Annotated in this window: 20 protein-coding genes; 10 read left to right on the plus strand and 10 right to left on the minus strand. The window is 71.4% G+C overall.

The genetic code is table 11. From position 1 onward, the window contains the following. Positions 1-168: 168 nt before the first annotated feature. Positions 169-402 carry a hypothetical protein gene (locus BMX65_RS19435; protein WP_075001622.1) on the plus strand — a complete coding sequence of 78 codons (234 nt, stop codon included), beginning with the start codon at positions 169-171 and terminating at the stop codon, positions 400-402. A gap of 75 nt (positions 403-477) precedes the next feature. Here BMX65_RS19435 and BMX65_RS19440 read toward each other — a convergent pair whose 3' ends face one another. Both BMX65_RS19440 and BMX65_RS19445 read right to left on the minus strand, forming a co-directional pair. After that, complete coding sequence (locus BMX65_RS19440) at positions 478-1,008, minus strand: NUDIX hydrolase (RefSeq protein WP_075001623.1); 531 nt, start codon at positions 1,006-1,008, stop codon at positions 478-480. Positions 1,009-1,093: 85 nt separating this feature from the next. Next, the gene (locus tag BMX65_RS19445) at positions 1,094-2,449 is read right to left on the minus strand and encodes an NsdA family TPR-like regulatory protein (RefSeq protein ID WP_075001624.1); all 1,356 of its coding nucleotides are present in this window, start codon (positions 2,447-2,449) and stop codon (positions 1,094-1,096) included. Positions 2,450-2,699: 250 nt separating this feature from the next. Between BMX65_RS19445 and BMX65_RS19450 the strand changes: the two genes are divergently transcribed. The 5 genes from BMX65_RS19450 (at position 2,700) to BMX65_RS19470 (ending at position 8,193) form a co-directional block, all read left to right on the plus strand. Next, the gene (locus BMX65_RS19450; RefSeq protein WP_075001625.1) at positions 2,700-4,475 is read left to right on the plus strand and encodes an NsdA family TPR-like regulatory protein; all 1,776 of its coding nucleotides are present in this window, start codon (positions 2,700-2,702) and stop codon (positions 4,473-4,475) included. Positions 4,476-4,549: 74 nt separating this feature from the next. Then, entirely contained in the window at positions 4,550-5,140 is a 591-nt protein-coding gene (locus tag BMX65_RS19455) for a peptidoglycan recognition protein family protein (RefSeq protein ID WP_075001626.1), read from the plus strand. A 201-nt stretch (positions 5,141-5,341) separates the two neighbouring features. Continuing rightward, positions 5,342-6,301 (plus strand): 1-aminocyclopropane-1-carboxylate deaminase/D-cysteine desulfhydrase, encoded by a 960-nt coding sequence (locus BMX65_RS19460; protein ID WP_075001627.1) that lies wholly within the window; start codon positions 5,342-5,344, stop codon positions 6,299-6,301. A gap of 519 nt (positions 6,302-6,820) precedes the next feature. Next, the gene (locus tag BMX65_RS19465; RefSeq protein ID WP_019354516.1) at positions 6,821-7,234 is read left to right on the plus strand and encodes an ATP-binding protein; all 414 of its coding nucleotides are present in this window, start codon (positions 6,821-6,823) and stop codon (positions 7,232-7,234) included. Between the two features lie 134 nt (positions 7,235-7,368). Continuing rightward, a complete protein-coding gene (locus BMX65_RS19470) occupies positions 7,369-8,193 on the plus strand; it encodes an RNA polymerase sigma factor SigF (protein WP_420856828.1) in 825 nt (274 codons plus the stop codon). Between the two features lie 91 nt (positions 8,194-8,284). Here BMX65_RS19470 and BMX65_RS19475 read toward each other — a convergent pair whose 3' ends face one another. Beyond that, a complete protein-coding gene (locus BMX65_RS19475; RefSeq protein WP_075001629.1) occupies positions 8,285-8,752 on the minus strand; it encodes a hypothetical protein in 468 nt (155 codons plus the stop codon). Positions 8,753-8,817: 65 nt separating this feature from the next. On the opposite strand from BMX65_RS19475, the gene BMX65_RS19480 reads away from it, so the two are divergent. Together BMX65_RS19480 and BMX65_RS19485 are read left to right on the plus strand one after the other, a co-directional pair. Further along, the gene (locus BMX65_RS19480) at positions 8,818-9,786 is read left to right on the plus strand and encodes a diacylglycerol/lipid kinase family protein (protein ID WP_075001630.1); all 969 of its coding nucleotides are present in this window, start codon (positions 8,818-8,820) and stop codon (positions 9,784-9,786) included. A 315-nt stretch (positions 9,787-10,101) separates the two neighbouring features. Continuing rightward, positions 10,102-10,365, plus strand: a complete 264-nt coding sequence (locus BMX65_RS19485; RefSeq protein ID WP_016469673.1) for a WhiB family transcriptional regulator — start codon at positions 10,102-10,104, stop codon at positions 10,363-10,365. A 202-nt stretch (positions 10,366-10,567) separates the two neighbouring features. On the opposite strand, the gene BMX65_RS19490 is transcribed toward BMX65_RS19485, so the two are convergent. From BMX65_RS19490 to BMX65_RS19520, 7 genes are all read right to left on the minus strand, one after another. After that, positions 10,568-12,037, minus strand: a complete 1,470-nt coding sequence (locus BMX65_RS19490) for a sensor histidine kinase (RefSeq protein ID WP_075001631.1) — start codon at positions 12,035-12,037, stop codon at positions 10,568-10,570. 472 nt (positions 12,038-12,509) lie between these two features. After that, positions 12,510-13,160, minus strand: a complete 651-nt coding sequence (locus BMX65_RS19495) for a class II aldolase/adducin family protein (protein WP_079171985.1) — start codon at positions 13,158-13,160, stop codon at positions 12,510-12,512. Between the two features lie 14 nt (positions 13,161-13,174). Continuing rightward, entirely contained in the window at positions 13,175-14,236 is a 1,062-nt protein-coding gene (locus BMX65_RS19500; RefSeq protein WP_075001632.1) for an SIS domain-containing protein, read from the minus strand. A 123-nt stretch (positions 14,237-14,359) separates the two neighbouring features. Beyond that, the gene (locus BMX65_RS19505) at positions 14,360-15,901 is read right to left on the minus strand and encodes a glycoside hydrolase family 3 protein (protein ID WP_075001633.1); all 1,542 of its coding nucleotides are present in this window, start codon (positions 15,899-15,901) and stop codon (positions 14,360-14,362) included. Positions 15,902-16,041: 140 nt separating this feature from the next. After that, positions 16,042-16,872, minus strand: a complete 831-nt coding sequence (locus BMX65_RS19510) for a carbohydrate ABC transporter permease (protein WP_075001634.1) — start codon at positions 16,870-16,872, stop codon at positions 16,042-16,044. Beyond that, entirely contained in the window at positions 16,872-17,894 is a 1,023-nt protein-coding gene (locus tag BMX65_RS19515) for a carbohydrate ABC transporter permease (RefSeq protein WP_075001635.1), read from the minus strand. Before BMX65_RS19515 ends, BMX65_RS19510 begins: the two co-directional genes overlap by 1 nt. Positions 17,895-17,960: 66 nt before the next feature. Beyond that, positions 17,961-19,229 carry an extracellular solute-binding protein gene (locus tag BMX65_RS19520; RefSeq protein ID WP_075001821.1) on the minus strand — a complete coding sequence of 423 codons (1,269 nt, stop codon included), beginning with the start codon at positions 19,227-19,229 and terminating at the stop codon, positions 17,961-17,963. A 277-nt stretch (positions 19,230-19,506) separates the two neighbouring features. Here BMX65_RS19520 and BMX65_RS19525 point away from each other — a divergent pair, with 277 nt between their 5' ends. Further along, complete coding sequence (locus tag BMX65_RS19525) at positions 19,507-20,301, plus strand: GntR family transcriptional regulator (RefSeq protein ID WP_075001636.1); 795 nt, start codon at positions 19,507-19,509, stop codon at positions 20,299-20,301. A gap of 327 nt (positions 20,302-20,628) precedes the next feature. After that, positions 20,629-22,731 carry a carbon starvation CstA family protein gene (locus BMX65_RS19530; RefSeq protein ID WP_244905675.1) on the plus strand — a complete coding sequence of 701 codons (2,103 nt, stop codon included), beginning with the start codon at positions 20,629-20,631 and terminating at the stop codon, positions 22,729-22,731. Positions 22,732-22,748: the final 17 nt, after the last annotated feature.

Here is a 22,748-nt window from a genome sequence, read left to right on the forward strand (position 1 = left end):
CCGGCCCCACCAGTGCGGCGAAGCGCCGTCGGGCGATCGTGTGAAATGGACTGACCAGCCGGTTCGGCACGGCCGTAGGCGGCGGGGAACCGGCTGGTCACGGCATACGTTGACGGGTGTACCGGAGCCGACCCGGCCGGTAGAGCCGTACACGACGGAGGCAGGACCATGGCAGGCTTTCTCGACCGCGCCAAGGAGCAGGCTCAGCGGGGTATCGCGCAGGGCAAGGAGAAGGTGGAGGAGGTCCAGGCCCAGCGCGCGGGCAACGACCTGCTGCGCCGTCTGGGTGCCGCCTACTACGCGGAGCAGAAGGGCACCGGCTCGGCGCAGGAGGTCCAGCGGGCCCTCGCCGCCGTCCAGGAGCACGTGGCGCAGAACGGCGACGACTTCCTCAAGAACTGAGACCGCCCCGCGGGCCGCGCGGCCCGGACCGGGCCGGGGCCGCTCCTCACCGGCCGAGGAGCGGCCCGAGCCGGCTCATCCGAAGCGGACGCGGTAGAGCATCAGCAGCGCCGCGGCCATGTTCGCCGCGGGGACCTCGCCCGCGGCGATGAGGTCGGGCACCTCCTTGAGCGGGACCCACTCGCGCTTCTCGGACTCGAAGTCGTCCTCCGGCGGCCCCACGTAGTCGGCCCCCGGCGACCAGTAGATGTGGTGCCGGGCGTCGGTGAGCCCGTTGGACGGCTCGACGGTCATCAGATGGCGGAGCGGTCCCGGGCGCCAGCCGGTCTCCTCCAGCATCTCCCGGGCCGCCGCCTCGACCAGGTCCTCGCCCTCCTCGACGACGCCCGCCGCCAGCTCCCACCCCCAACTGTCCGTGATGAAGCGGTGCCGCCACAGCAGCAGCACCTCGTTGCGCTCGTTGACCGCGGTCGCCGCGGCGACGGGCCGCAGCCGGATCAGATAGTGATCCAGGTGGCGCCCGTTCGGCAGTTCCACATCCGCCAGATTCACCCGAAGCCACTGGTTCTCGTACACAGTGTGTTCACCCAGGTTCTTCCATCGCACGTATGTGCCCCCTTCCCGACGGAGGTTGGGCACATCCCAGCATGTCGTGCGCTCCCGCTGACAGGGGCGCAGTGTGCGCCCCGGCTCAGAACGGCACGCTGAGCGAGTCCTCGATGAGCTTCGCCGCTTCGACCGCCGAAGTCCCGGGGTGCTGTTCCAGTCGCTTCCTGACCCTGCGCATGCGCCCGCGCAGCCGCTGCGACTCGATGCCCTGCGCGGTGTCCACCATCTCCGCCGCGGTGACCGCGGCGCGTTCGGGTTCCCCCGCGTGCAGCGCCACGTCGGTGAGGGTGGCGAGCCGGTTGACCCGGCCGCGGGCGTGCGCGGGCGCGCGCGCCGCCCGCTGGGCGTACTCGGCTGCCGCGGACAGCTCTCCCAGGAGGATCAGCGCCTCGGCCAACCGCACCTCGACCAGCCCCGGTTGGACGTAGCTGGTCTCCTCGGGCTCCTCCTCGGGACGGATGCGCTCGGAGTACGCCTCGGCCCGGCGCATGCAGTCGTGCGCGCTGCGCCGGTCCCCGAGCCGGGCGTACGCACCGGCCTGCATCGCGTACACATCCGTGGCGAGCGCGGCGCTGATGCGCGGTCCCGTGGTGCGCAGCAGGGCCTCGGAACAGGCGAGCGCGTGCCGGGTGTCGCCGAGGAACAGCGCCTGGTTGACGAGGAGGGCGACCACATACCCGCCGAAGACCAGGTCGCCGGACGCCTTGCCGAGCCGCAGTGCCTGGTGGAAGTAGCGCTGGGCCAGCCCCTGCGCGTCGGCGTCGTAGGCACAGATGCCGCTGATGGCCGCCAGTGAGCCGACGGCACGGCACAGTGCGCGGCCGGTGGTGTCGTCGTAGCTCCCGCGCAGCAGCGGGGCGACCTCGCCGTGCAGGAAGCCGACCACCCGGCCGCGGGTGGCGACTCCCCCGGCGTTGCGGTACAGATGCTCGTAGTGGCCGCGGGCGGCGTGCAGTACGCCCACGTCCGCGCCGGTGACCTCGGCGCCGCCGGTGCGCGAGACGTCCCGGTCCTCGGGCGGGTTCTCCCACTCCCACACCGGTGCGACAGCCGCGCCGCCGGTCAGCAGGGCGGGGCCGAGCCGGTCCCCGTGCACCCGGTCGGAGCGCCACAGGGAGGCCGCGCGTTCCACGAACCGGTCCAGGCCCGCCGCCTCGGAGCCGAGTGCGGGCCCGGGAAGCCGGCCGTCCACGGGGACGTCCATGCCGATGTCACTGAGCGTGAGAGTTCTGTCGAGCTGGCGTCCGAGGACCTCGCAGATCAACTCGGGGACGCTGCCGCGTGGCCGTTGCCCTTTCACCCAGCGCGCCACGGCCGTGTGATCGTAACGCAGGGTCATCCCTGCTCGGTCGCCTAATCGATTGATTCTCGCCGCAAGACCGGCTCGGGACATCCCTGCCTGGTCAAGGAGCGCGTCCAGTTGGCTGTTGGGCTCCATGCCGCCCTCCGTCGGGTCCAACGTGTCGTCTCGCAGAGTAATGGACCTGCTTTCACACGGGGTGTGAAAGCACCACGCAGTCGTGCACCCGGCACATGCTCCCGCAGCGCGGAGCGATGCGGTTCCCTGAAGACATCCGCGTGCATGACAGCACATCAAGCACACGGAGAGCTACGGAAAGACATCACCTGATTCCGGAAGTGAGGCAGAACAGTGAACGACCCCATCCGGTTCCACCGCAGGAACAACCATGCGACCCGCTGACCCCGTACGCGTCACGGCGTCCCCGAGCACCGGGTCCCGCACCCGCACCCCCAACCGCGCGCTGCGCGCCCTGCTGGAGGAGAGCGAGTGGACGCAGGCGGCGTTCGCGCGTGCCCTGGCTCGTCTCGGCGCCGAGGCCGGCATCCATCTCCGGTACGACAGAACTTCAGTCGCCCACTGGCTGCGGGGCAGCCGCCCCGACCCCCGGGTGCAGCACCTGATGGCGGAGGCGCTCTCGCGCCGCCTCGGCCGCCGGATCGCGGTGACCGACCTGGGCATGCTCGGCGCGCGCGGCTGCCGCCCGAGCACGGCGGCCCGCCCGCGCGGCGACAGCGGCGGCGGCAGCGGCAGCGGCAGCGGCAGCGGCAGCGGCAGCGGCAGTGACGACGCCGCCGATCCGGCGGAGGAAGGACCACGGCCGGCCGCCGGGCCCGCAGCGGCCAGGCACCGGGGGCGGCTCCGGGATCCGCGCGGCCCGGGAGTCCCGGCGGCAGACGCCGAGGCCCAGGCGGGGGGCCGGGAACACCCGGTGGACTCCCGCCTGTTCGGCCTCGGCAGGCCCTGCCACCCCGCCGACCAGCTCAGCGCGCTCACCGCACCGGTGATCCCGCCGCCCCGCGCGGACACCCCGCCCCCGGCGCCGTACACCCTGCGGCTGCTCACCGAGACGGTACGCGGATGCCGGGACGGCCGCGCGGAAGCCGGGACGGCGGACCCGGTCGGCGACCCGGCCGCAGACGATCCCGCCACCGCACCGGGAGCCCCCACGCCCGCTCCGCTGCCCGGTGCCCGGAACGGCTGCACGGCCCGTGGCTCCCGCCCGGCGCGCACCCCCGAACCGGGCCAGGTCGCCTCGGTCCACGAGCACGCCCGGTTCTTCGCACTGCAGGCCGACCGCTACGGCGGCGGTCATATCCGCACCCCGCTGGCCGCCTGCCTCGCAGGGCTCGTGCGCTCCCTGCGCCGCGGCGAGGAGGGCGTGCACCAGCGCGGTATCCAGGCGGGCGCCGCACGGCTCAGCTTCCTGCTGGCCCGGGTCTACGTGGACGAGCAGCGGCACGGGCTCGCCCAGCGCGCCTTCCTCACCGCGGCCGAACTCGCCGCGGAGGCCGCCGATCCGGAAGGTGTCGCACTGGCTCGCCGCGCCCTCAGCTCGCAGGCGCACCAGTTGGGGCACCCGCGCGAGAGCCTGCTGCTCGCCCGGGCGGCCCTGGCCGCGGCACCGGCGGACACCGACCCCTCGGCGCGCGCGTTCCTGTACGCCGGACTGGCCGTAGCGGACGCGGCGTGCGGTCAGGAGGGCCGGGCACTGGAGGCGCTGGAGCGCGCAGAGCGGCAACTGGCCCGGTCCCCGGTCGATCTGACCACCGGTCCGGAGAGCCCCACCGGCGAGCCGGTCGGCACCTACCGCAGTGCGGCTCTGCTCTACCAGTCCAGCCAGGTGCGGGTGGCGCTCGGCGACCGCGAAGGCGCTGTCGAGGACCTGCGCGCCTCGCTGCGCGCGCGTCCGGCGAGCGAGCGCCGCACGCGCGCCGTGTGCCAGGCGGAACTGGCCGAACTGCTGCTCTCCCGCGGTCGGCTGGAGGAGGCGTGCACCGCATGGAGCGGATTCCTGGAGGTGTCAGCGCAGGTCCGCTCCGGCCGGGTGCGGGCGGCCCGCTCCCGGATACCGGAGCTGCTGCGCCCCTACGCGCGCGACCGCCGGGTGCGCGCCCTCCTCGTACAGGTGACCCCAGCCGCGGGTGCGGCACGACGCGGCTAGAAGCCGCGCGGCGGCGGGTATGACCCCAGGACAGGTTCCGGCCGCGGCCGGACACCCGGCAGCCGGAGGCGAACATGGCCACACCCATCACCGCGACCGCGTTCGTCCGGGCCCTCGAGAAGGAGGGGGCGCGGGTCGAGGAGGTCCGGGACTGGCGCAACCACAACCGCAACCAGCAGGGACCGTGGGGTCCGGTGCACGGTGTCGTGATCCACCACACCGTCACCAGCGGCTCGGCCGCGACGGTCGACCTGATCTACGACGGCCGCCAGGACCTGCCGGGCCCGCTCGCCCACGGCTGCGTCACCAAGGACGGCACCGTGCATCTGACCGGCCACGGCCGGGCCAACCACGCGGGCTCCGGCGACGACGACGTGCTGCGCGCCGTCGTCGCCGAGCGCGCCACCCCGCCGCCGCACCAGCAGAACACCGACGGGAACCGGTACTTCTACGGCTTCGAGTGCGAGAACCTCGGAGACGGCGAGGACCCGTGGCCGGACGAGCAACTGGCGGCGATCGTGCGGGCCGCGGCCGCGCTGTGCCGGCACCACGGCTGGGGCGCCCGGTCGGTCATCGGCCACCTGGAGTGGACGGACCAGAAGAGCGACCCCCGCGGCTTCACCATGGACACCCTGCGGGAGCGGATCGCCGAGCGCCTCGAGTGACCGGGTCGGGCAGGGCCGGGCCCCGGTCCCATCCGGCCGGCACAGCGATCCGGCCCGGCGCAGCCGCCCGGCCCGGCACGGGTCCGGAGTCGCGGCGTCCGGCCCGCGCAGCCCGGCCCGGCACCCGACCCGCGGCATCTCCGCAGCCGGGGCGGGGGCCGCGATCCGCGGGCACCGGAGCCCGACCGCCACAATGGAAGGGTGAGCCACCCCGTCGACATCGCCGCGGCCCTGCGGCCCCGCCCGCCCTCCCCGCTCCAGGAGGTCGAGGACGAGCGCTTCGCCCTCCGGGGTGTGCGGCTGCTGCTGAAGCGGGAGGATCTCGTGCACGCCGCGGCCGGCGGTCCGGCGGCGCCGGGACCGGCGGACCTGTACCCCTCCGGTAACAAGTGGCGCAAACTCGCCCCTAATCTGCGGGCGGTGGCCGAGAGCGGCCACCGGCGGCTGCTGACCTTCGGCGGCGCCTACTCCAATCATCTGCGCGCCACCGCGGCGGCGGGCAGGCTGCTCGGGTTGCGCACGGTCGGGGTGGTCCGGGGCCACGAGCTGGCCGACCGGCCGCTCAACCCGTCCCTTGCGCGGTGCGCCGAAGACGGCATGCTGCTGCACTTCGTCTCGCGCTCCGACTACCGCCGCCGCGCCGAGCCCGCGTTCCACGACGCGCTGCGCGGCCGCTTCGGCCCGTGCACCGTCGTTCCGGAGGGCGGCAGCAACGCGGCGGCCGTGCGCGGGTGTGCGGCGCTGGGCGCGGAACTGCGCGGGCACACCGATGTGGCCGCTGTCGCCTGCGGCACCGGCGGCACCCTCGCGGGCATGGCGGCGGGCCTTTCAGCAGGTCAGCGCGGCCTCGGGGTGCCGGTGCTGAAGGGCGGTTTCCTCGCCGCGGACATCGCGCGGCTGCAGCGGGAGTCCTTCGGGGGGCCGCGCGGCGACTGGTCTCTGGAGGAACGTTTCCACGGCGGCGGCTACGCGAAGACGAGCCCGGAGCTGTCCGACTTCGCCGCGGACTTCGCCCGGCGCCACGGGCTGCCCGCGCTGGAGGAGACCTACGTGACCAAGCTGCTGTTCGCGCTCACCCGGCTCGCGGAGGAGGGCGCCTTCCCCCGGGGCGACACGGTGACCGCCGTCGTCACCGGCCGGGCATTCCCCTCGGAGCGGTGACACACCGTGAGAAGGCTGCTCACTCTCCGCACTCGGTTCCCCACCGCGCCTCCTTCCGGGTTGACGCTGAGTAACCATCCCTCGCACCTCTCGAGCACCTCCGACCCACCTCGGAGTCACTCACAGGGGCGGGTTTCGGCCCTTGTCGGAGGGTGTGCCGCGAGGGGCTATGAACGCATCAGGTGACGGGTACTGACATGGCAGGCCCTTCCGGCGTCGCCGGGGCACCCCCGGCCGGGCACACAGCGTGGCCGCGGGAGCCCCGGAAGCCGTTCCGGAACCCGGCCCACGGCGACCCCATGAGGCCAACACAGCGTAATCGCGGCGGATTTGGGGCCTCCACCCCCTAGCCACAGAAAGTACCCATATGTTTACTATGGGTGACGCTCAGGAATGAGGCGGCAGTGATCGATGCGTGCGGCATCGTGACACGGATCGCGATAGCGTCACTGACGAAACGAATCAACAGCCGCTTCGGCCCGTGAGGCCCGACCGGCTCGTGCCACCTTGGAGGTGAGGGTGTCCCAGATCGCAGGCGAGCCCGCGTCGCAGGACTTCGTCGAGGTCCGGCTGCCGGCTGCGGGTGCCTATCTGTCGGTGCTGCGGACGGCCACCGCCGGGCTCGCGGCCCGCTTGGACTTCACCCTCGACGAGATCGAGGATCTGCGGATCGCCGTGGACGAGGCGTGCGCGATCCTGCTCCAGCAGGCCGTCCCCGGTTCCGTGCTCAGTTGTGTCTTCCAGCTCGTCGGCGACTCGCTGCACGTCACCGTCTCGGCGCCGACGACCGATGGCCGTGCCCCCGAACGCGACACCTTCGCGTGGACGGTGCTCTCGGCCCTGGCCGGTGAGGTGGGTTCAGCAGTGTCGGATGACCGTACGGTCAGCATCAGCCTGCACAAGAAGCGCGGTGCGGGACCCGGAGCATCGTGACCGAGCACGAGGCAAGTCAGATGTGGTCAGGCCGCCCGGGGGCGGTCTCCCGGGGCGTTCCCGAGCAACAGCCCAGGCCGCACCCGGCCGACCCCGGCATGCAGCGACCCAAGCAGGCAGAGCGGGCGGACGCTATGGACCAGCAGCAGCACGAGCGGCGTGAGCGGGCCGCCGGCCACGACGCGGTCGGGTCCCACGGGCTCGACCCGCAGGAACGCGGTGGCGCGCGGGCGCTCTTCGTCCGGCTGCGCACGCTGCCGGACGGGCCCGAACGCGCCGAGCTGCGCAACCACCTGGTGCGTATGCATCTGCCCCTCGTCGAGCATCTGGCCCGCCGCTTCCGCAACCGCGGCGAGCCGCTGGACGACCTGACGCAGGTCGCGACGATCGGTCTGATCAAGTCGGTCGACCGCTTCGACCCCGAGCGCGGGGTGGAGTTCTCGACGTACGCGACACCCACGGTCGTCGGCGAGATCAAGCGCCACTTCCGCGACAAGGGCTGGGCCGTGCGCGTGCCCCGGCGGCTCCAGGAGCTGAGGCTGTCGCTCACCTCGGCGACGGCCGAGCTCTCCCAGCTCCACGGGCGCGCCCCGACCGTGCACGAGCTGGCCCAGCGGCTCTCGATCTCCGAGGAGGAGGTCCTCGAGGGCCTGGAGTCCGCGAACGCCTACAGCACCCTGTCGCTCGACGTCCCCGACACCGACGACGAGTCCCCGGCCGTCGCCGACACCCTCGGCGCCGAGGACGACGCCCTGGAGGGCGTCGAGTACCGGGAGTCCCTCAAACCACTGCTGGAGGAGCTGCCGCCGCGGGAGAAGAAGATTCTGCTGCTGCGGTTCTTCGGCAACATGACCCAGTCCCAGATCGCCCAGGAGGTCGGCATCTCCCAGATGCACGTCTCCAGACTCCTGGCGAGAACCCTGGCGCAACTGCGCGACCGCCTGCTGGTGGAGGAGTGATCCTCCGGCTCCGCCTCTTCCCCTGACCCGGGGCGCGTCCCGCGGGAAGCGGGAAGGGGCGCTGCGCACCGGACGGACCGGCCCCGGGGACTCAGCCCCGGCCGATCCCGAGCGCCTCGGTGGCCTTCGGGTTCACCAGGCACCCCAGTACGACGACGGCCGCCAGGGCGAGCACGACGGCGGCAGCCAGTGAACCGCCCCCGTTCCGGCCCAGTTGCCAGGCGACGGGCAGCGCGATGAGCTGCACGATCATCGAGGGGCCCCGGCTCCAGCGGCGCCGGAGCCACAGCCCGCGAGCCGCGGCCAGCGGCAGCACGGACAGCGCCAGGACGGTCGCGGCCAGGGTGGCGGCCTGTGTCGTGTCGTCCGGCCGCCGGGTGACCAGCAGCACCAGCGAGACGACCCCGAAGCCGGCGACGACCAGCCCCTCGGCGCCGGTCAGTACGGCGGCGACGTCGATCCTGCGCGGGCCGCGCGGCACGCGCGCCTCCTGCCGCGTCCCCGTCGCCTCGTCCGCTTCCGTGGCGGCATCCGCCCGCTTCGACCTTTCGCTCACCATGGCAGCCTAGCCCTCCGGCACCGGCGGGGCTGGGCCGTGTACCCCGCGGTAGGTACGCTCACCCCATGCGCGCACTACTCGTGGTCAACCCGGCAGCCACCACCACCAGCGCCCGGACCCGTGACGTGCTGGCGCATGCCCTCGCGAGCGATCTCAAACTGGAGGTGGCGACCACCCGGTACCGGGGCCACGCCAGGGACCTCGCACGGCAGGCCGCCCAGGGCGGCACCACCGAGCTGGTCATCGCGCTCGGCGGGGACGGCACGGTCAACGAGGTGGTCAACGGGCTGCTGCACGACGGCCCCGCCCCGGAGCGGCTGCCCCGGCTGGCCGTGGTCCCGGGCGGCTCCACCAATGTCTTCGCACGCGCCCTGGGGATGCCCAACGACGTGGTGGAGGCCACCGGGCACCTGCTGGACGCGCTGGAGGCCGGCTCGGAGCGGACAGTCGGGCTGGGGATCGCCGGGGGCACACCGGGCACGGACGACGCGGAGATCCCCGACCGCTGGTTCACCTTCACCGCGGGACTGGGGTTCGACGCCGGGGTGATCGGCAGAGTGGAGCAGCAGCGGGAACGTGGAAAGCGCTCCACGCATCCGCTGTATGTGCGCCAGGTCGTACGGCAGTTCCTGAACGAGCCGCACCGCCGCACCGGGACGATCACGCTGGAGCGGGAGGGCGCCGAGCCGGTGACGGAGCTGGCGCTCTCGATCGTGTGCAACACCGCGCCGTGGTCGTACTTCGGGAACAAGCCGCTGTACGCGGCGCCGGAGGCGTCCTTCGACACCGGCCTCGACGTGCTGGGACTGCGGAGACTGACGCCGCTGGCCGTGAGCCGCTACGGCACCCAGTTGCTGACCTCCAGCCCGGAGCGGGGGCCCCGCGGCAAGCACGCGGCGACGCTGCACGACCTCACACGGTTCACCTTGCATTCGCAGGCGCCGTTGCCGTTTCAGATGGACGGTGACCACCTGGGACTGCGTACGAGCGTGAGCTTCACAGGCGTACGGCGTGCACTGCGTGTGATTGTGTAAGTGGAAGGGGCCAAAGTCCTTCCACTCGAACGTTTAGGCCAGGATCCACCCCCTCGAATGACGGCTGTGAGCTAGTCGACACCAAGGATTCAAAAAAAAGTTTCCGGAAGGGGTTGTATCCGCCGCCGAGGTTTGCGAGTCTCTTCATGGCGATCGGGACGGCCCCGCCATCAGGGCCCCCTTGAGAGCCGGAATCCCCTTCTTTGACTTCAGTGGGACCCGCATCACATTTGTGAGGCCCCACTTCCCCCGTCAAGGGATTCGTGAAAGCGTTCACATTCACAAGCAAGCCACACACGAGGAGAGGTAGCAGCCATGGACTGGCGTCACCACGCCGTTTGCCGCGAGGAAGACCCCGAGCTGTTCTTCCCCATCGGCAACACCGGTCCCGCGCTGCTGCAGATCGAGGAAGCCAAGGCTGTCTGCCGCCGCTGCCCCGTCATGGAGCAGTGCCTGCAGTGGGCTCTGGAGTCGGGTCAGGACTCCGGTGTCTGGGGTGGTCTGAGCGAGGACGAGCGCCGCGCGATGAAGCGCCGTGCCGCCCGCAACCGGGCGCGGAACAACGCCGCGACCGCCTGACACGCCTGACACACCAGCCCTGCACCAGCGGCAGCCCGAGACGCAGCGCGCAGTGCCCTCGGAGCGCCCAGCAGCACGCGGAGCTCCCGCACAACTCAAAGCAGAGCGTGAAGCGCCGAGCCCCCCGTCCTCGCCCAGGGACCGGGGGGTTCGGCGCTTTCGTCGCTTCTCCGCCGGACCGGGTCCCGGACGCCGCGGGACGCTAGCTCGCGGCCACCGGGAGGTCGAACAGCACCCGGGTGCCGCCCGTGCTGCCGGGAAGCATGTCGAACGTGCCGCCCAACTCCCCCTCCACCAGCGTCCGGACGATCTGCAGCCCGAGGTTCCCGCCGCTCCTGGGGTCGAAGTCAACGGGCAGACCGCGGCCGTTGTCCTGCACCGTCACCAGCAGCCGCGCCCCGTCCTGCCCGGTGGCCGCTCCGCGCACGGCGTGCACCTCGACGGCGCCCTGTTCCTCGGCGCCGAAACCGTGCTCGATGGCGTTCTGCAGGACCTCGGTGAGCACCATGGACAGCGGGGTGGCGACCTCGGCGCCGAGGATGCCGAAGCGCCCCGTCCGGCGTCCGGTGATCCGGCCGGGTGAGATCTCCGCCACCATCGCGAGCACCCGGTCGGCGATCTCGTCGAAGTCCACCCGCTCGTCCAGGTTCTGGGACAGCGTCTCGTGCACGATGGCGATCGAGCCGACCCGCCGCACCGCCTCGCCGAGCGCCTCCTTGCCCTGTTCCGAGTCCATTCTGCGGGCCTGCAGGCGCAGCAGTGCGGCCACCGTCTGGAGGTTGTTCTTCACCCGGTGGTGGATCTCCCGGATGGTGGCGTCCTTGGTGATCAACTCGCGTTCGCGGCGGCGCACTTCCGTGATGTCCCGCAGCAGGATGAGCGAACCGATCCGCATGCCCTTGGGCTTGAGCGGGATGGCGCGCAGTTGCACGATGCAGTCGTTGGCCTCCACCTCGGCTCCGCGGGGCGCCCAGCCGCTGGCCAGCTTGACCATGGCCTCGTCCACCGCCCCCCGGGCCGGAGCCAGTTCCGCGGTGGCCTCGCCCAGGTGCAGCCCGACCAGATCGGCGGCCAGTCCCAGCCGGTGGTAGGCGGACAGCGCGTTCGGAGAGGCGTACTGCACATGACCGTCCGCGTCCAGCCGGATCAGCCCGTCCCCCACACGCGGGACGTGGTCCATGTCCACCTCGTGCCCCGGGAACGGGAAGCTGCCCGCCGCGATCATCTGTGCGAGGTCGGAGGCGCTCTGCAGATAGGTCAGCTCCAGCCTGCTGGGGGTGCGGACCGTCAGCAGGTTGGTGTTGCGCGCGATGACCCCCAGGACCCGGCCCTCGCGGCGGACGGGGATGGACTCGACCCGCACCGGCACCTCCTCGCGCCACTCCGGGTCCCCCTCCCGCACGATCCGGCCCTCGTCCAGCGCGGCGTCCAGCAGCGGACGGCGCCCCCGGGGCACCAGATGGCCGACCATGTCGTCCTGGTGCGAGGTGGGACCGGTGTTCGGCCGCATCTGGGCGACCGAGACGTAGCGGGTGCCGTCCAGTGTGGGCACCCACAGCACGAGGTCGGCGAAGGAGAGGTCGGCGAGGAGCTGCCACTCGGACACCAGCAGGTGCAGCCACTCCAGCTCCACGGCGGAGAGGGCGGTGTGCTGGCGTACGAGGTCGTTCATGGAGGGCACGGGGCCGAGGGTACGGCAGGCTGCCGCGCCGGCCGACGCCGACCGACCCCGCCCGGGTCCGTACCCGGCGCCGGTGGGCCGGGTACGGAGGCCACGGAGAGCCGGAAACGGCCGATCCGTAGACAGACAGCCGTGGTCTAGTCCAGAATCCTTCCGGAAGAACTTCTGTCCTCCCCGCACAGGAGGGCGGATCGAGGCCCGCGGCGCTCTCTGCCCTGACAGCGCCGGGGCCTTGCAGCTCCGGGCTGCGGTGCCGGACGGGTTGAGGGTCCCGTACCGGCGCCGCGGCCCGTAGTGCGTTCCGGGCCCGAGGCGCGTTCCGGGCCGCTCACGGCCGCTCCCCCGCCTCCCCCGCCTCCGGGACCATCGGCATCGCTGCGCCCTTCCGCGGCCTCCGACCGGCCTCCGGTGCCCCGCGGGACCCCGGCGTCGCGGGACGGGTTCCCGCGACGCCGGCCATGGCTCAGGCGTGCCGGATCGCCTCGTCCGCCGGTACCGGGAAGCGCGTCGTGCGGTCCCCCAGCAACAGCGCGCGGTAGGTGGCCGTGGCCGCCTCCTCCAGGTTCATCGCCCGGCGGAAGGCCATCCCGACGTTCTCCCCCAGCGCCGAGCAGCCGTGGTGTGCCAGCAGCACGCAGTTGTGCTCCTTGGCCTGCTCGGCGGCGGTGTCGGCCAGTTCGTCCGAGCCGTTCGGATAGAAGTCGGTACGGCCCACGGACCGCACGTACACCGCGTGGTCCAGGGTCAGCAGCCGGATCTCGTGGCCGAGCGCGTCGACCAGCACGGCGTGCTGCGGGTGCATGTGGACGATCGCGTTGACGTCCTCGCGCACCCGGTAGGTGCGCTGGTGGAGCTTCCACTCGCTGGAGGGCTCCGGGTTGCCGGCGACGATCTCACCCGCCAGGTTCATGACGGTGAAGTCCTCCGGCACCAGCCGGTCCAGCCAGGTGCCCGCGCCCGTGACCACGAACTCCTCGGAACCGGGCAGCCGGGCCGACAGATTGCCGCCGCTGGCCAGCACGAAGCCCCGGCGCACGGCGGTCGCCCCGACGTCGATGAGCTGCTCCACCAGGCCGTCGGCAGTGGTCGCCTGCTTCATGGACGGCTGCGCCATGCCGCGCCCCCCGTTCAGCGGGTCTCGGTGACCTTGGCGAGGGAGCGGGGCGCGTCCGGGTCCTGGCCGCGCGCCATGGTGACCTCGTAGGCGAGCATCTGCAGGGGCAGAATCTGGATCAGGGGCTGCAGTTCCTCGGGCAGTCCCTCGGTGGGGAGCGCGAAGCCGGCCGACGCCCGCTCCACCTCCTCGCGGCGGCCGATGACCACCAGGTCGGCCCCCCGGTCCCGGAGCCGCTCCAGCACCGGCTGCAGGGCCTCGCCACCCTTGCCGTCGGCGACCACGGCGATCACCGGCGAGATGTTGTCCACCATCGCCAGCGGGCCGTGCAGCAGATCGGCGCCGGAGTAGGAGAGCGCCGGGATGTAGCTGGTCTCCATCAGCTTCAGCGCGGCTTCCTTGGCCGTCGGGTAGCCGTAGCCGCGCGAGGTGAGCACCATGCGTTCGGCGAACCGGTAGCGCGCCGCCAGCGCTTTGACCTCGGCCCTGCGCTCCAGCACCGCCTCGGCGAGCTCGGGCAGCGCCTTGGCGGCCTCGGTGCCTCCGCCACCGCGCAGGCCGTCCACGAACAGGTAGAGCGCCAGCAGCTCGGCGGTGTAGGTCTTGGTGGCGGGCAGCGCCTTCTCCGGGCCGGCCAGCACGTCGATATGGAACTCGCTCACCCGTGCGAGCGGCGAGTCGGCGTTGTTGGTGACGGCGAGCGTGATCGCGCCCGCCTCCCGGGCCGCCTCCGTGGAGGCCACCAGGTCCGGGCTGCCGCCGGACTGGCTGATGGTGATCACCAGGCAGTCGGTGAGGTCGGGGCGCGCGCCGTACGCGGTCGTCGTCGACATGGAGGTCAGCCCGCACGGTTTGCCGAGCTGGATCTCCAGCAGGTACTTCGCGTACAGCGCGGCGTTGTCCGAGGTGCCCCGCGCCGTCAGCAGGACGAAGCGCGGGTTCTTCGCGGCGATCCGCTCGGCCACCTCGCGGATGGCGGGAGCGCCCTCGTCCAGGATGCGGCGCAGCACGGCCGGCTGCTCGGCCATCTCACCGGACATGACGGTGCCCGGCTCGGACGGGGCGTTCGAGGACATGCGGGTCCCTCCCAGGGGTGATGTTCGCGTGCGGTCGCGGTTCGATCCTACGGCGTGGCGGTTGGGCACGTTTTGCCCCGGGTCTCAGCCTCGGGTCTCAGTCCCGGGTCTCAGTCCCGGGTCTCAGCCGCGGGCGATGACCTCGGCCGCGGCCCGTCCGCAGACCCGGGCCGCACCGTGCGTGGCGATGTGCAGGGCGCCCTGCGGCGGCGCCTGGGGCAGGCCCATCTCGACCACCACGGTGTCCTCGCGGGCGGCGACGAGCCGCGCCACCGCGTCCGCAGTCCACGGGTGGCGGTGCAGGTCCCGGACGACCACGACGACCGGCCGCTCCCCCGCGTCGGCGAGCACCGCGGCGCCGACGTCCCCGTCGGCGGCCCGGTAGGTGCCCGTCCGGGTGCCCGGCACCATCCGCTCCAGCTCGGCGGCGGGCCCCCAGGGGGTCTCGTCGCCGACCGCGATGTTGGCCACCGAGGTGAGCGCCGCGACGTACAGCGGCCCGGCCGGACGGCGGTAGCGCTCCAGCCCGGTCACCACCAGCGCGCGCCGCGCCGCCTCCAGCCCGATGCCCGCTTCGGCACCGGCCCGGTCCGCGCGGAGGGCGGGGTCGGCCAGACCCCCCGTGTCCGACCGCCGCACCCCCCGCGCCCACGCGGCCAGGCCGCGCACCCGTGCCGCGGCGTCGGCCAGCCGCTCCTCGGCCAGCTCGCCGTCGCGCACCGCGCGCACCAGCGCGTCGCGGAGCCCCAGCACGGTGTCCTCGCCGGCCAGTCCGCCGCCGACGCAGATGGCATCGGCCCCGGCGGCGAGCGCGAGGACGCTGCCGCGTTCGAGGCCGTAGGTGGCGGAGATGGCCCGCATCTCCATTCCGTCGGTGACGACGAGCCCCTGGTGGCCCAGGCCCCCCTGGTCGCGGGGGGCCCGCAGCAGCCCGGTCAGCGCCGCGGGGCTGAGGGTGCCGGGGCGCGCGGCGTCCAGCGCCGGGAGCAGGATGTGGGCGCTCATCACGCACTTGCTGCCCGCCTCGACCGCCGCGGCGAACGGGACCAGCTCGCGGGTCCGGAGCGTCTCCAGATCGGCGTCGATGCGGGGCATGTCGTGGTGCGAGTCGACGGCGGTGTCCCCGTGCCCGGGGAAGTGCTTGACGCAGGCGGCGACCCCGGCCGCCTGGAGGCCCTCGACGTAGGCGACGGTGTGCCGGGCGACGAGGTGCGGGTCCCCGCCGAAGGAGCGCACACCGATGACGGGGTTGTCCGGGTTGGAGTTGACGTCGCCGGAGGGCGCCCAGTTGAGGTTGACGCCGGCCGCGGCGAGCCTGCTGCCGAGTTCGAACGCCACCGCCCGGGTCAGGTCCGGGTCGTCGACGCGGCCGAGGGCGAGGTTGCCGGGGTAGGAGGAGCCGGTCCGCACCTCCAGCCGGGTGACGTCGCCGCCCTCCTCGTCGATGGCGACCAGCAGGTCCGGGCGGACGTCGCGGAGCTGCTCGGTGAGCAGGGCGAGCTGCTGGGCGGACTCGATGTTCCGCCCGAACAGGCCGACCGAGGCGAGGCCCTCCTCCAGGTGCCGCAGCAGCCAGGCGGGTGCGGAGGTCCCGGCGAAGCCGGGCTGGAGGACGGCGAGGGCGTCGCGGGTGAGGGTGTCGGAGGCTCGGAGTGAGGTGGTCATGCGGCGCGGTGTCCCTTCACTTCACTGCTGTGCCATGGGGTCGGGCGGCGGTGTCGCACAGTGGTGCCTGTTTCCCTGTGGTCCCTGTGGTCCCTGTGGTCCCTGTGGTCCCTGTGTCCCGTGTCCTTCTGCTCCTCGCCCTATCCCTTGACCGCGCCGGAGGCCAGGCCGGCGACGGCCTTGCGCTGGAGGTAGAGGAAGAGCAGCAGGATCGGCACGGCGAAGAGGGAGGCGGCCGCCATGGTGGCACCCCAGTCGTCGCCGAAGGCGGTCTGGAACTTCGACAGCCACAGCGGCAGCGTCTGCGCCTCGTCGTCCTTGTTGAGGATGAGCACCAGGGGGAATTCGTTCCACGCCGTGATGAACCCGAACAGCGAGGTGGCCATCAGGCCGGGGGCCAGCAGCGGGAAGATCACCCGGCGGAACGCCTGGAGCCGGGTGCAGCCGTCGACCATGGCCGACTCCTCCAGGTCCTTGGGCACGGCGGCGACGTAGCCACGCAGGGTGATGATCGTCAGCGGCAGCACCATGACGGTGTAGAAGAGCGTGAGCGGCACCAGGCTGTTCAGCATCTCGGCGTCGCGCACGATCATGTAGATCGCGATGACCATGACCTCCCAGGGCGCCATCTGGGCGACCATGAAGGTCAGCAGGATGCCCTTGCGGCCCTTGAAGCGCATCCGGGCGAGCGCGAACGAGGCGAAGAGCGCCACGAGCAGTGAGAGTCCGACGGCCAGCACCGTGACGGTGACGGAGTTGCGGACCAGCGTCCAGAAGTTCTCGGCGTTGACCGCCGTGCTGAAGTGCTCGAAGGTGGGCGAGGTGGGGAACCAGACGGGGTCCTCGCTGATGATCTGCCCGTTCGGCTTGAACGCCGTGTTGAACATCCAGTACACGGGAAAGGCGAACGCCGCGAACAGCACCAGTGCGGTCGCGTTCGGCCATATCCGGCCCAGCAGTGACCGTCGCATCAGGCCCTGCCCCCCTTGCTCTTCTCGGAACCCTCGGCCTCGTCCGCGCTCTCCTGCCGGATCACCAGCCGCAGGTAGTAGGACATCAGGGCCAGCAGGATCAGGATCGTCAGGACGGAGATCGCCGCACCGGCTCCGTAGTGCTGGTTGCCGACGCCCTCCACGAACGCGTACACGGGCAGCGTCTCGGTGAGCCGGTCGGGACCGCCCTGGTTGATGGCGAACACCTGCGGGAACGCCTTGAAGATCCAGATGACTTCGAGGAACGTCGCGACCATCAGGAACGGCTTGAGGAACGGGAAGGTGACGTTCTTGAAGCTCTGCCAGGCCCCCGCGCCGTCCAGCGCCGCGGCCTCGTACAGCTCCTTGGCGATGGTCGTCGTCGCGGCGTAGAGGTTGATCGCGACGAACGGGACGGACGTCCACACCAGCAGCAGCGAGATGACGAAGAACGTGGACAGTTGCGTCCCGGTCCAGTTGTAGTCGGCCATCGAGTCGAAGCCGATCTTGGCAAGCACCCAGTTGACGACACCGAACCGCTGGGCGAACAGCCACTGGTAGACGGTGGTGGCGGCGATGATCGGCATCGCCCAGGCCAGCACCAGGGCGACCGACAGCAGCAGCCGCATCTTGGACCCGAGCCGCGCGAGCAGCAGTCCGACGAGGGTGCCGACCACGATGATCACGACGACATTGACGAGGGTGAAGATCACCGACCGCAGGGTGACCCGCCAGAAGGTGTCGTTCCCGAGCGTGTCCGCGTAGTTCTCGAACCCGTTCCACTCGGTGACATGCTGGATCAACTGCGTCATGTTGAGGTTCTGGAACGACAACATGCCGTTGGTGACCAGCGGATACCCGAGGAAGACCGCGGTCAGCCCGAGGGCGGGCAGCAGCAGGAGGTAGGGCAGTGTGCCCTTCCTGGCGAGCCGGCCGGCGCGCGGCGGCGGGCCGGCCACCTCCACCGTCCTGACGGGCGTCCTGCCGCGAGGAGGCGCCGCCTCATCGGTTTTCACAGACATTCAAACTCCCACCCGGTTGTGGGGGCGGTGCCTGGCACCGCCCCCACCCCCGCCCTGGCGAACGGGTCACTGCTTCTGCGACAGCCTCTTGTTCATCTCGCCCTCGACAGCCTTGGCGGCGTCGGCGTGCGACTTCCCCTTCAGGACCGACGTCATATAGGTCTTGATCGGGTTGGGCGGGTTCTCCACGGCACCCCACTCCGGGATGAGCGGCGTCAGACCGCCGCCCTCGACCGCGGGCGCGGCGGCCTCGGCGGCGGGGTTGCCCTTCAGATTGCTCTGCAGCGCGGACTTGTTGGGGATGACCCCGCCTTCCTCGGCGAGCTCGCCCTCGTACTTGTCGGACAGCGCGATCTTCAGGAACTCCTTGGCGAGCTCCTGCTTCTCGCTGCCGGCCGCGACGGCGAGGTTCGAGCCGCCGAGGAAGACGCCCTCGGGCTCGTCGGCGGTCTCACCCGGGATGGTGAAGTAGCCGATGTCCTTCTCGATCTTCTTGTTGGCCTTGATCGCGGTGGCCGCTTCCCAGCTCAGTCCGATGAAGGCGCCGGTCTTGCCCTTGGCGAAGACCTCGGCCTGCTGCGGGGTGGCCTCGTCCTTGTCCTTGGGCGCATCGGAGTAGGAGGCGTACTTCTTGTAGAGGTCCATGGCCTTGCCGACCTTGGGGTCGGCGAGGTTGGAGACCCACTTGCCGCCCTTCTTCTTCACCAGGTCGGCGTCCTGGCCGATGAGCAGGCCGTCCAGGAAATACCAGTTCTGGCCGGGCATGTAGAGGGGCTCGGCGTCGGTCTTCTTGCCGATTTTCTCGAGCGCGTCGAAGAATTCCTGGCGGGTCTTGGGCGTGCCCTTGATGCCCGCTTCGGACCAGATCTTCTTGTTGTAGATGACCGTGCGGTTGACGGCGAACCAGGGTGCTGCGTACTGCTTTCCGTCGTAGACCGCGGACTTGTTGAGGGAGGGCGTCCAGTCCTTGCCCAGCCCCTTCTTCAGGTCGCCGAGATCGGCCAGTCCGCCGGTGCGGGCGTACGCCGGGGTCTGCGTGTTGCCGACCTCGATCACGTCCGGCGGGTCGGACTCGGAGAGGGCGGTGGTGATCTTCTGCTGGATGCCGTTCCACTGCTGGACTTCCAGCTTCAGCTTGGCGCCGGTCTTCTTCTCGAAGGCCGCCTTGACGTCCTTGGTCCACTGATCGGGCGTGGAGCCGTCCATCGCCCAGAGGGTCAGGGTCTGGCCCTTGAAGCTCTCGGGGCCGTCCTTCTTGTCGTCGTCCGACCCGCAGGCCGCGACGTTCACCATCAGCACCGCGACACCGGCCGCGGCAATGAGGCCCCTATGTATGCGTACCACAGCATTCTCCCCTGCACACTGGAACGCTCCGCACCGCAAATCCGGAGTGGCTTCCGGACGGAGTTGGTTTAGACCAATGAGATGAAGAGAGCTTGGCCTAGACCTTTAGGGGTGTCAACGGTGTATAAAGCTCGCTGTCGGTTCCGTTATCGGAACGACATCTGAGCTGGGACGCCCGCCCGGACCGGGGCCGTGCCACGATGTGAGCCGCTACGCAACACGGAGGAAGCCGGTGACGGCAGCACCACAGGAGTCGGGAAGGCGGGCCATGAGCACGGACGGGGGCGGCGCGGTCGCGCCGGCCGCGGCGGACACCGGATCCGCGAGCGGCAACGGATCGGCGGCCCGCACCGCGCGCGTGCCCAAGTACTACCGGCTGAAGCGGCACCTGCTGGAGATGACCGAGACCCTGCCGCCGGGCACCCCGGTACCGCCCGAGCGGACGCTGGCCAGCGAGTTCGACACCTCGCGCACCACCGTGCGGCAGGCGCTCCAGGAACTCGTCGTCGAGGGGCGCCTGGAGCGCATCCAGGGCAAGGGCACCTTCGTCGCCAAACCCAAGGTCTCCCAGGCGCTGCAACTCACCTCCTACACGGAGGACATGCGGGCCCAGGGACTCGAACCCACCTCGCAACTGCTGGACATCGGCTACGTCACCGCCGACGACCGGCTCGCCGTGCTGCTGGACATCCCCGCGGGCGGGCGCGTCCTGCGCATCGAGCGGCTCCGGCTGGCCAGCGGCGAACCCATGGCGATCGAGACCACCCACCTGTCCCAGAAGCGGTTCCCCGCACTGCGCCGCAGCCTGGTCAAGTACTCCTCCCTGTACACCGCACTCGCCGAGGTCTACGACATCCACCTGGCGGAGGCCGAGGAGACCATCGAGACCTCGCTGGCCACCCCGCGCGAGGCCGGACTGCTGGGCACCGACGTCGGACTGCCGATGCTGATGCTCTCGCGGCACTCCCGGGACACCGCCGGGGAACCCGTGGAGTGGGTGCGCTCGGTCTACCGCGGCGACCGCTACAAGTTCGTGGCCAACCTCCAGCGCCCCACGGCCTGACCGCGCCGCCCCGCCACCGGCCACCGGCCACCGGCCACCGGCCACCGGCCACCGGCCACCGGCCACCGCAACCGGTGGAGTTGCGCCACCGGTTCCCCGTTCCGCGCCCGCCGGAACGCGGTTCCCCCCTCCTGAGGTATGGCGCTGATCAAGTCGGTGTTCTACGGTCGGCCTGCCGTCGTGGTAGGCGCGCCACCTCGAATGGTGCGCAGGTGAGCTCGAGGAGGGACGCGCGTGCCCAGCACTGCACAGCCGGCCGGCAAGCTCAGTCCACGGTCCATAGCCGTCTGGACCACCGTCGCGCTGATCGGCGCGGCAGGCTGGGCCATGCTGGCGCTCGCCCGCGGCGAGGAAGTCTCCGCCGCGTGGATGGTGGCGGCCGCACTCGGCTCCTACGCCATCGGTTACCGCTTCTACGCGCGCTTCATCACCACCCGGGTGCTGCGCGTCGACAGGACGCGGGCCACGCCCGCCGAGCGGCTCGACAACGGCATCGACTTCCACCCCACCGACCGGCGCGTGCTGCTCGGCCACCACTTCGCCGCCATCGCGGGCGCCGGACCGCTGGTGGGCCCGGTGCTGGCGGCCCAGATGGGATACCTGCCGGGCACGATCTGGATCGTCGTCGGCGTGATCCTCGCCGGTGCCGTCCAGGACATGGTGACGCTCTTCTTCTCCATGCGGCGGGACGGCAAGTCGCTGGGCCAGATGGCGCGCGAGGAGATCGGCCCGGTCGGCGGTGCGGCGGCGCTGCTGGCCGTCCTCGCCATCATGATCATTCTGCTGGCGGTGCTGGCGCTGGTGGTCGTCAACGCGCTGGCCGAGTCGCCCTGGGGCACCTTCTCGATCGGTATGACGATCCCGATCGCGCTGTTCATGGGGTTCTATCTGCGAGTGCTGCGCCCCGGCCGGGTCACCGAGGTCTCGCTGATCGGCATCGCGCTGCTGCTGTTCGCCCTGGTGGCCGGACGGTGGGTCGCCGAGTCGTCCTGGGCGGACACCTTCACGCTGGAGCCCGGCACCCTGGTCATCTGGATCCTGGTCTACAGCTTCATCGCCTCCATCCTCCCGGTGTGGATGCTGCTGGCGCCGCGCGACTACCTCTCGACGTTCATGAAGATCGGCACCATCGGACTGCTGGCCGTCGGCGTCGTGGTGACACTGCCGACGCTGAAGATGGCGGGGATCACCGACTTCGCGGGGGTGGGCGACGGGCCGGTGTTCGCCGGTTCGCTCTTCCCGTTCGTCTTCATCACCATCGCCTGCGGCGCCCTGTCCGGTTTCCACGCGCTGATCTCCTCGGGCACCACGCCGAAGATGATCCAGAAGGAGACCCAGATCCGGATGATCGGCTACGGCTCGATGCTGATGGAGTCGTTCGTCGCCATCATGGCGATGGTCGCCGCCAGCATCATCGACCCGGGCCTCTACTTCGCGATGAACGCGCCCGCCGGAGTCATCGGCGACAACGTGCAAGCCGCCTCCGAGGCGGTGCGCAGCTTCGGGTACAGCATCTCCCCCGACCAACTGGCCGCCGCCGCCAAGGCCGTCGAGGAGCAGTCGCTGCTCTCCCGGACCGGTGGCGCGCCCACCCTGGCGATCGGGGTGTCCAACATCTTCTCGGAGGTCGTGGGCGGCTCCGGCATGAAGGCGTTCTGGTATCACTTCGCCATCATGTTCGAGGCGTTGTTCATCCTGACCGCCCTGGACGCCGGCACCCGCGTGGGCCGGTTCATGCTCCAGGACATGCTCGGCAACGTCTACAAGCCCTTCCGCCGGGTGAGCTGGTGGCCCGGCCTGCTGCTGTCCAGCGCCGTCATCGTGGCACTGTGGGGCTACTTCCTGTGGGTGGGCGTCCACGAGCCGCTCGGCGGGATCAACCAGCTCTTCCCGCTCTTCGGCATCGCCAACCAGCTCCTGGCCGCCGTCGCCCTGGCGGTCTGCACCACACTGCTGGTCAAGTCCGGTCGGCTGAAGTGGGCGTGGGTCACGGCCGTACCGCTGGCGTGGGACGCGGTCGTCACACTGACGGCGAGCTGGCAGAAGGTCTTCTCCACCGACCCGAAGATCGGCTTCTTCCAGCAGCGCGCCGACTACCAGGAGGCCATCGACCAGGGGAAGGTCATCGCCCCCGCCAAGAGCATGGACGACATGCACACCGTGGTCACCAACTCGACGGTGGACGGCGTCCTCTCGGCGCTCTTCGCGCTGCTGGTCGTCGTCGTCCTCGCCGACGCGGCCCGCACCTGCGTGCGCGCGGTGCGGGACCCGGAGGGCACCCGGATGCGCGAGGCGCCCTACCGGAAGTCGACGCTGACGGCGCCCGCCGGGCTGATCGCCACCAAGGAGGAGAAGGCCGAGATGGCCGGGATGGCCGGGTCGGCCGCCGCCGGGCGGTCCGGCGGCGGAGCGGACGGGGACTCCCGGTGAGCGCGGCCGCCGCCGAC

It is taken from the genome of Streptomyces qinglanensis, assembly GCF_900111245.1.
In the GTDB taxonomy this organism is placed as follows: domain Bacteria; phylum Actinomycetota; class Actinomycetes; order Streptomycetales; family Streptomycetaceae; genus Streptomyces; species Streptomyces qinglanensis.

Bases quoted from the DNA above. Each gene is read 5' to 3' on its own strand.
- BMX65_RS19525 (WP_075001636.1), top strand. From the start codon at position 19,507: ATGAGCACGGACGGGGGCGGCGCGGTCGCGCCGGCCGCGGCGGACACC.
- BMX65_RS19435 (WP_075001622.1), top strand. From the start codon at position 169: ATGGCAGGCTTTCTCGACCGCGCCAAGGAGCAGGCTCAGCGGGGTATC.
- BMX65_RS19480 (WP_075001630.1), top strand. From the start codon at position 8,818: ATGCGCGCACTACTCGTGGTCAACCCGGCAGCCACCACCACCAGCGCC.
- BMX65_RS19530 (WP_244905675.1), top strand. From the start codon at position 20,629: ATGCTGGCGCTCGCCCGCGGCGAGGAAGTCTCCGCCGCGTGGATGGTG.
- BMX65_RS19470 (WP_420856828.1), top strand. From the start codon at position 7,369: ATGGACCAGCAGCAGCACGAGCGGCGTGAGCGGGCCGCCGGCCACGAC.
- BMX65_RS19505 (WP_075001633.1), bottom strand. From the start codon at position 15,901: ATGACCACCTCACTCCGAGCCTCCGACACCCTCACCCGCGACGCCCTC.
- BMX65_RS19510 (WP_075001634.1), bottom strand. From the start codon at position 16,872: ATGCGACGGTCACTGCTGGGCCGGATATGGCCGAACGCGACCGCACTG.
- BMX65_RS19445 (WP_075001624.1), bottom strand. From the start codon at position 2,449: ATGGAGCCCAACAGCCAACTGGACGCGCTCCTTGACCAGGCAGGGATG.
- BMX65_RS19490 (WP_075001631.1), bottom strand. From the start codon at position 12,037: ATGAACGACCTCGTACGCCAGCACACCGCCCTCTCCGCCGTGGAGCTG.
- BMX65_RS19485 (WP_016469673.1), top strand. From the start codon at position 10,102: ATGGACTGGCGTCACCACGCCGTTTGCCGCGAGGAAGACCCCGAGCTG.
- BMX65_RS19475 (WP_075001629.1), bottom strand. From the start codon at position 8,752: ATGGTGAGCGAAAGGTCGAAGCGGGCGGATGCCGCCACGGAAGCGGAC.
- BMX65_RS19450 (WP_075001625.1), top strand. From the start codon at position 2,700: ATGCGACCCGCTGACCCCGTACGCGTCACGGCGTCCCCGAGCACCGGG.
- BMX65_RS19515 (WP_075001635.1), bottom strand. From the start codon at position 17,894: ATGTCTGTGAAAACCGATGAGGCGGCGCCTCCTCGCGGCAGGACGCCC.
- BMX65_RS19455 (WP_075001626.1), top strand. From the start codon at position 4,550: ATGGCCACACCCATCACCGCGACCGCGTTCGTCCGGGCCCTCGAGAAG.
- BMX65_RS19500 (WP_075001632.1), bottom strand. From the start codon at position 14,236: ATGTCCTCGAACGCCCCGTCCGAGCCGGGCACCGTCATGTCCGGTGAG.
- BMX65_RS19495 (WP_079171985.1), bottom strand. From the start codon at position 13,160: ATGGCGCAGCCGTCCATGAAGCAGGCGACCACTGCCGACGGCCTGGTG.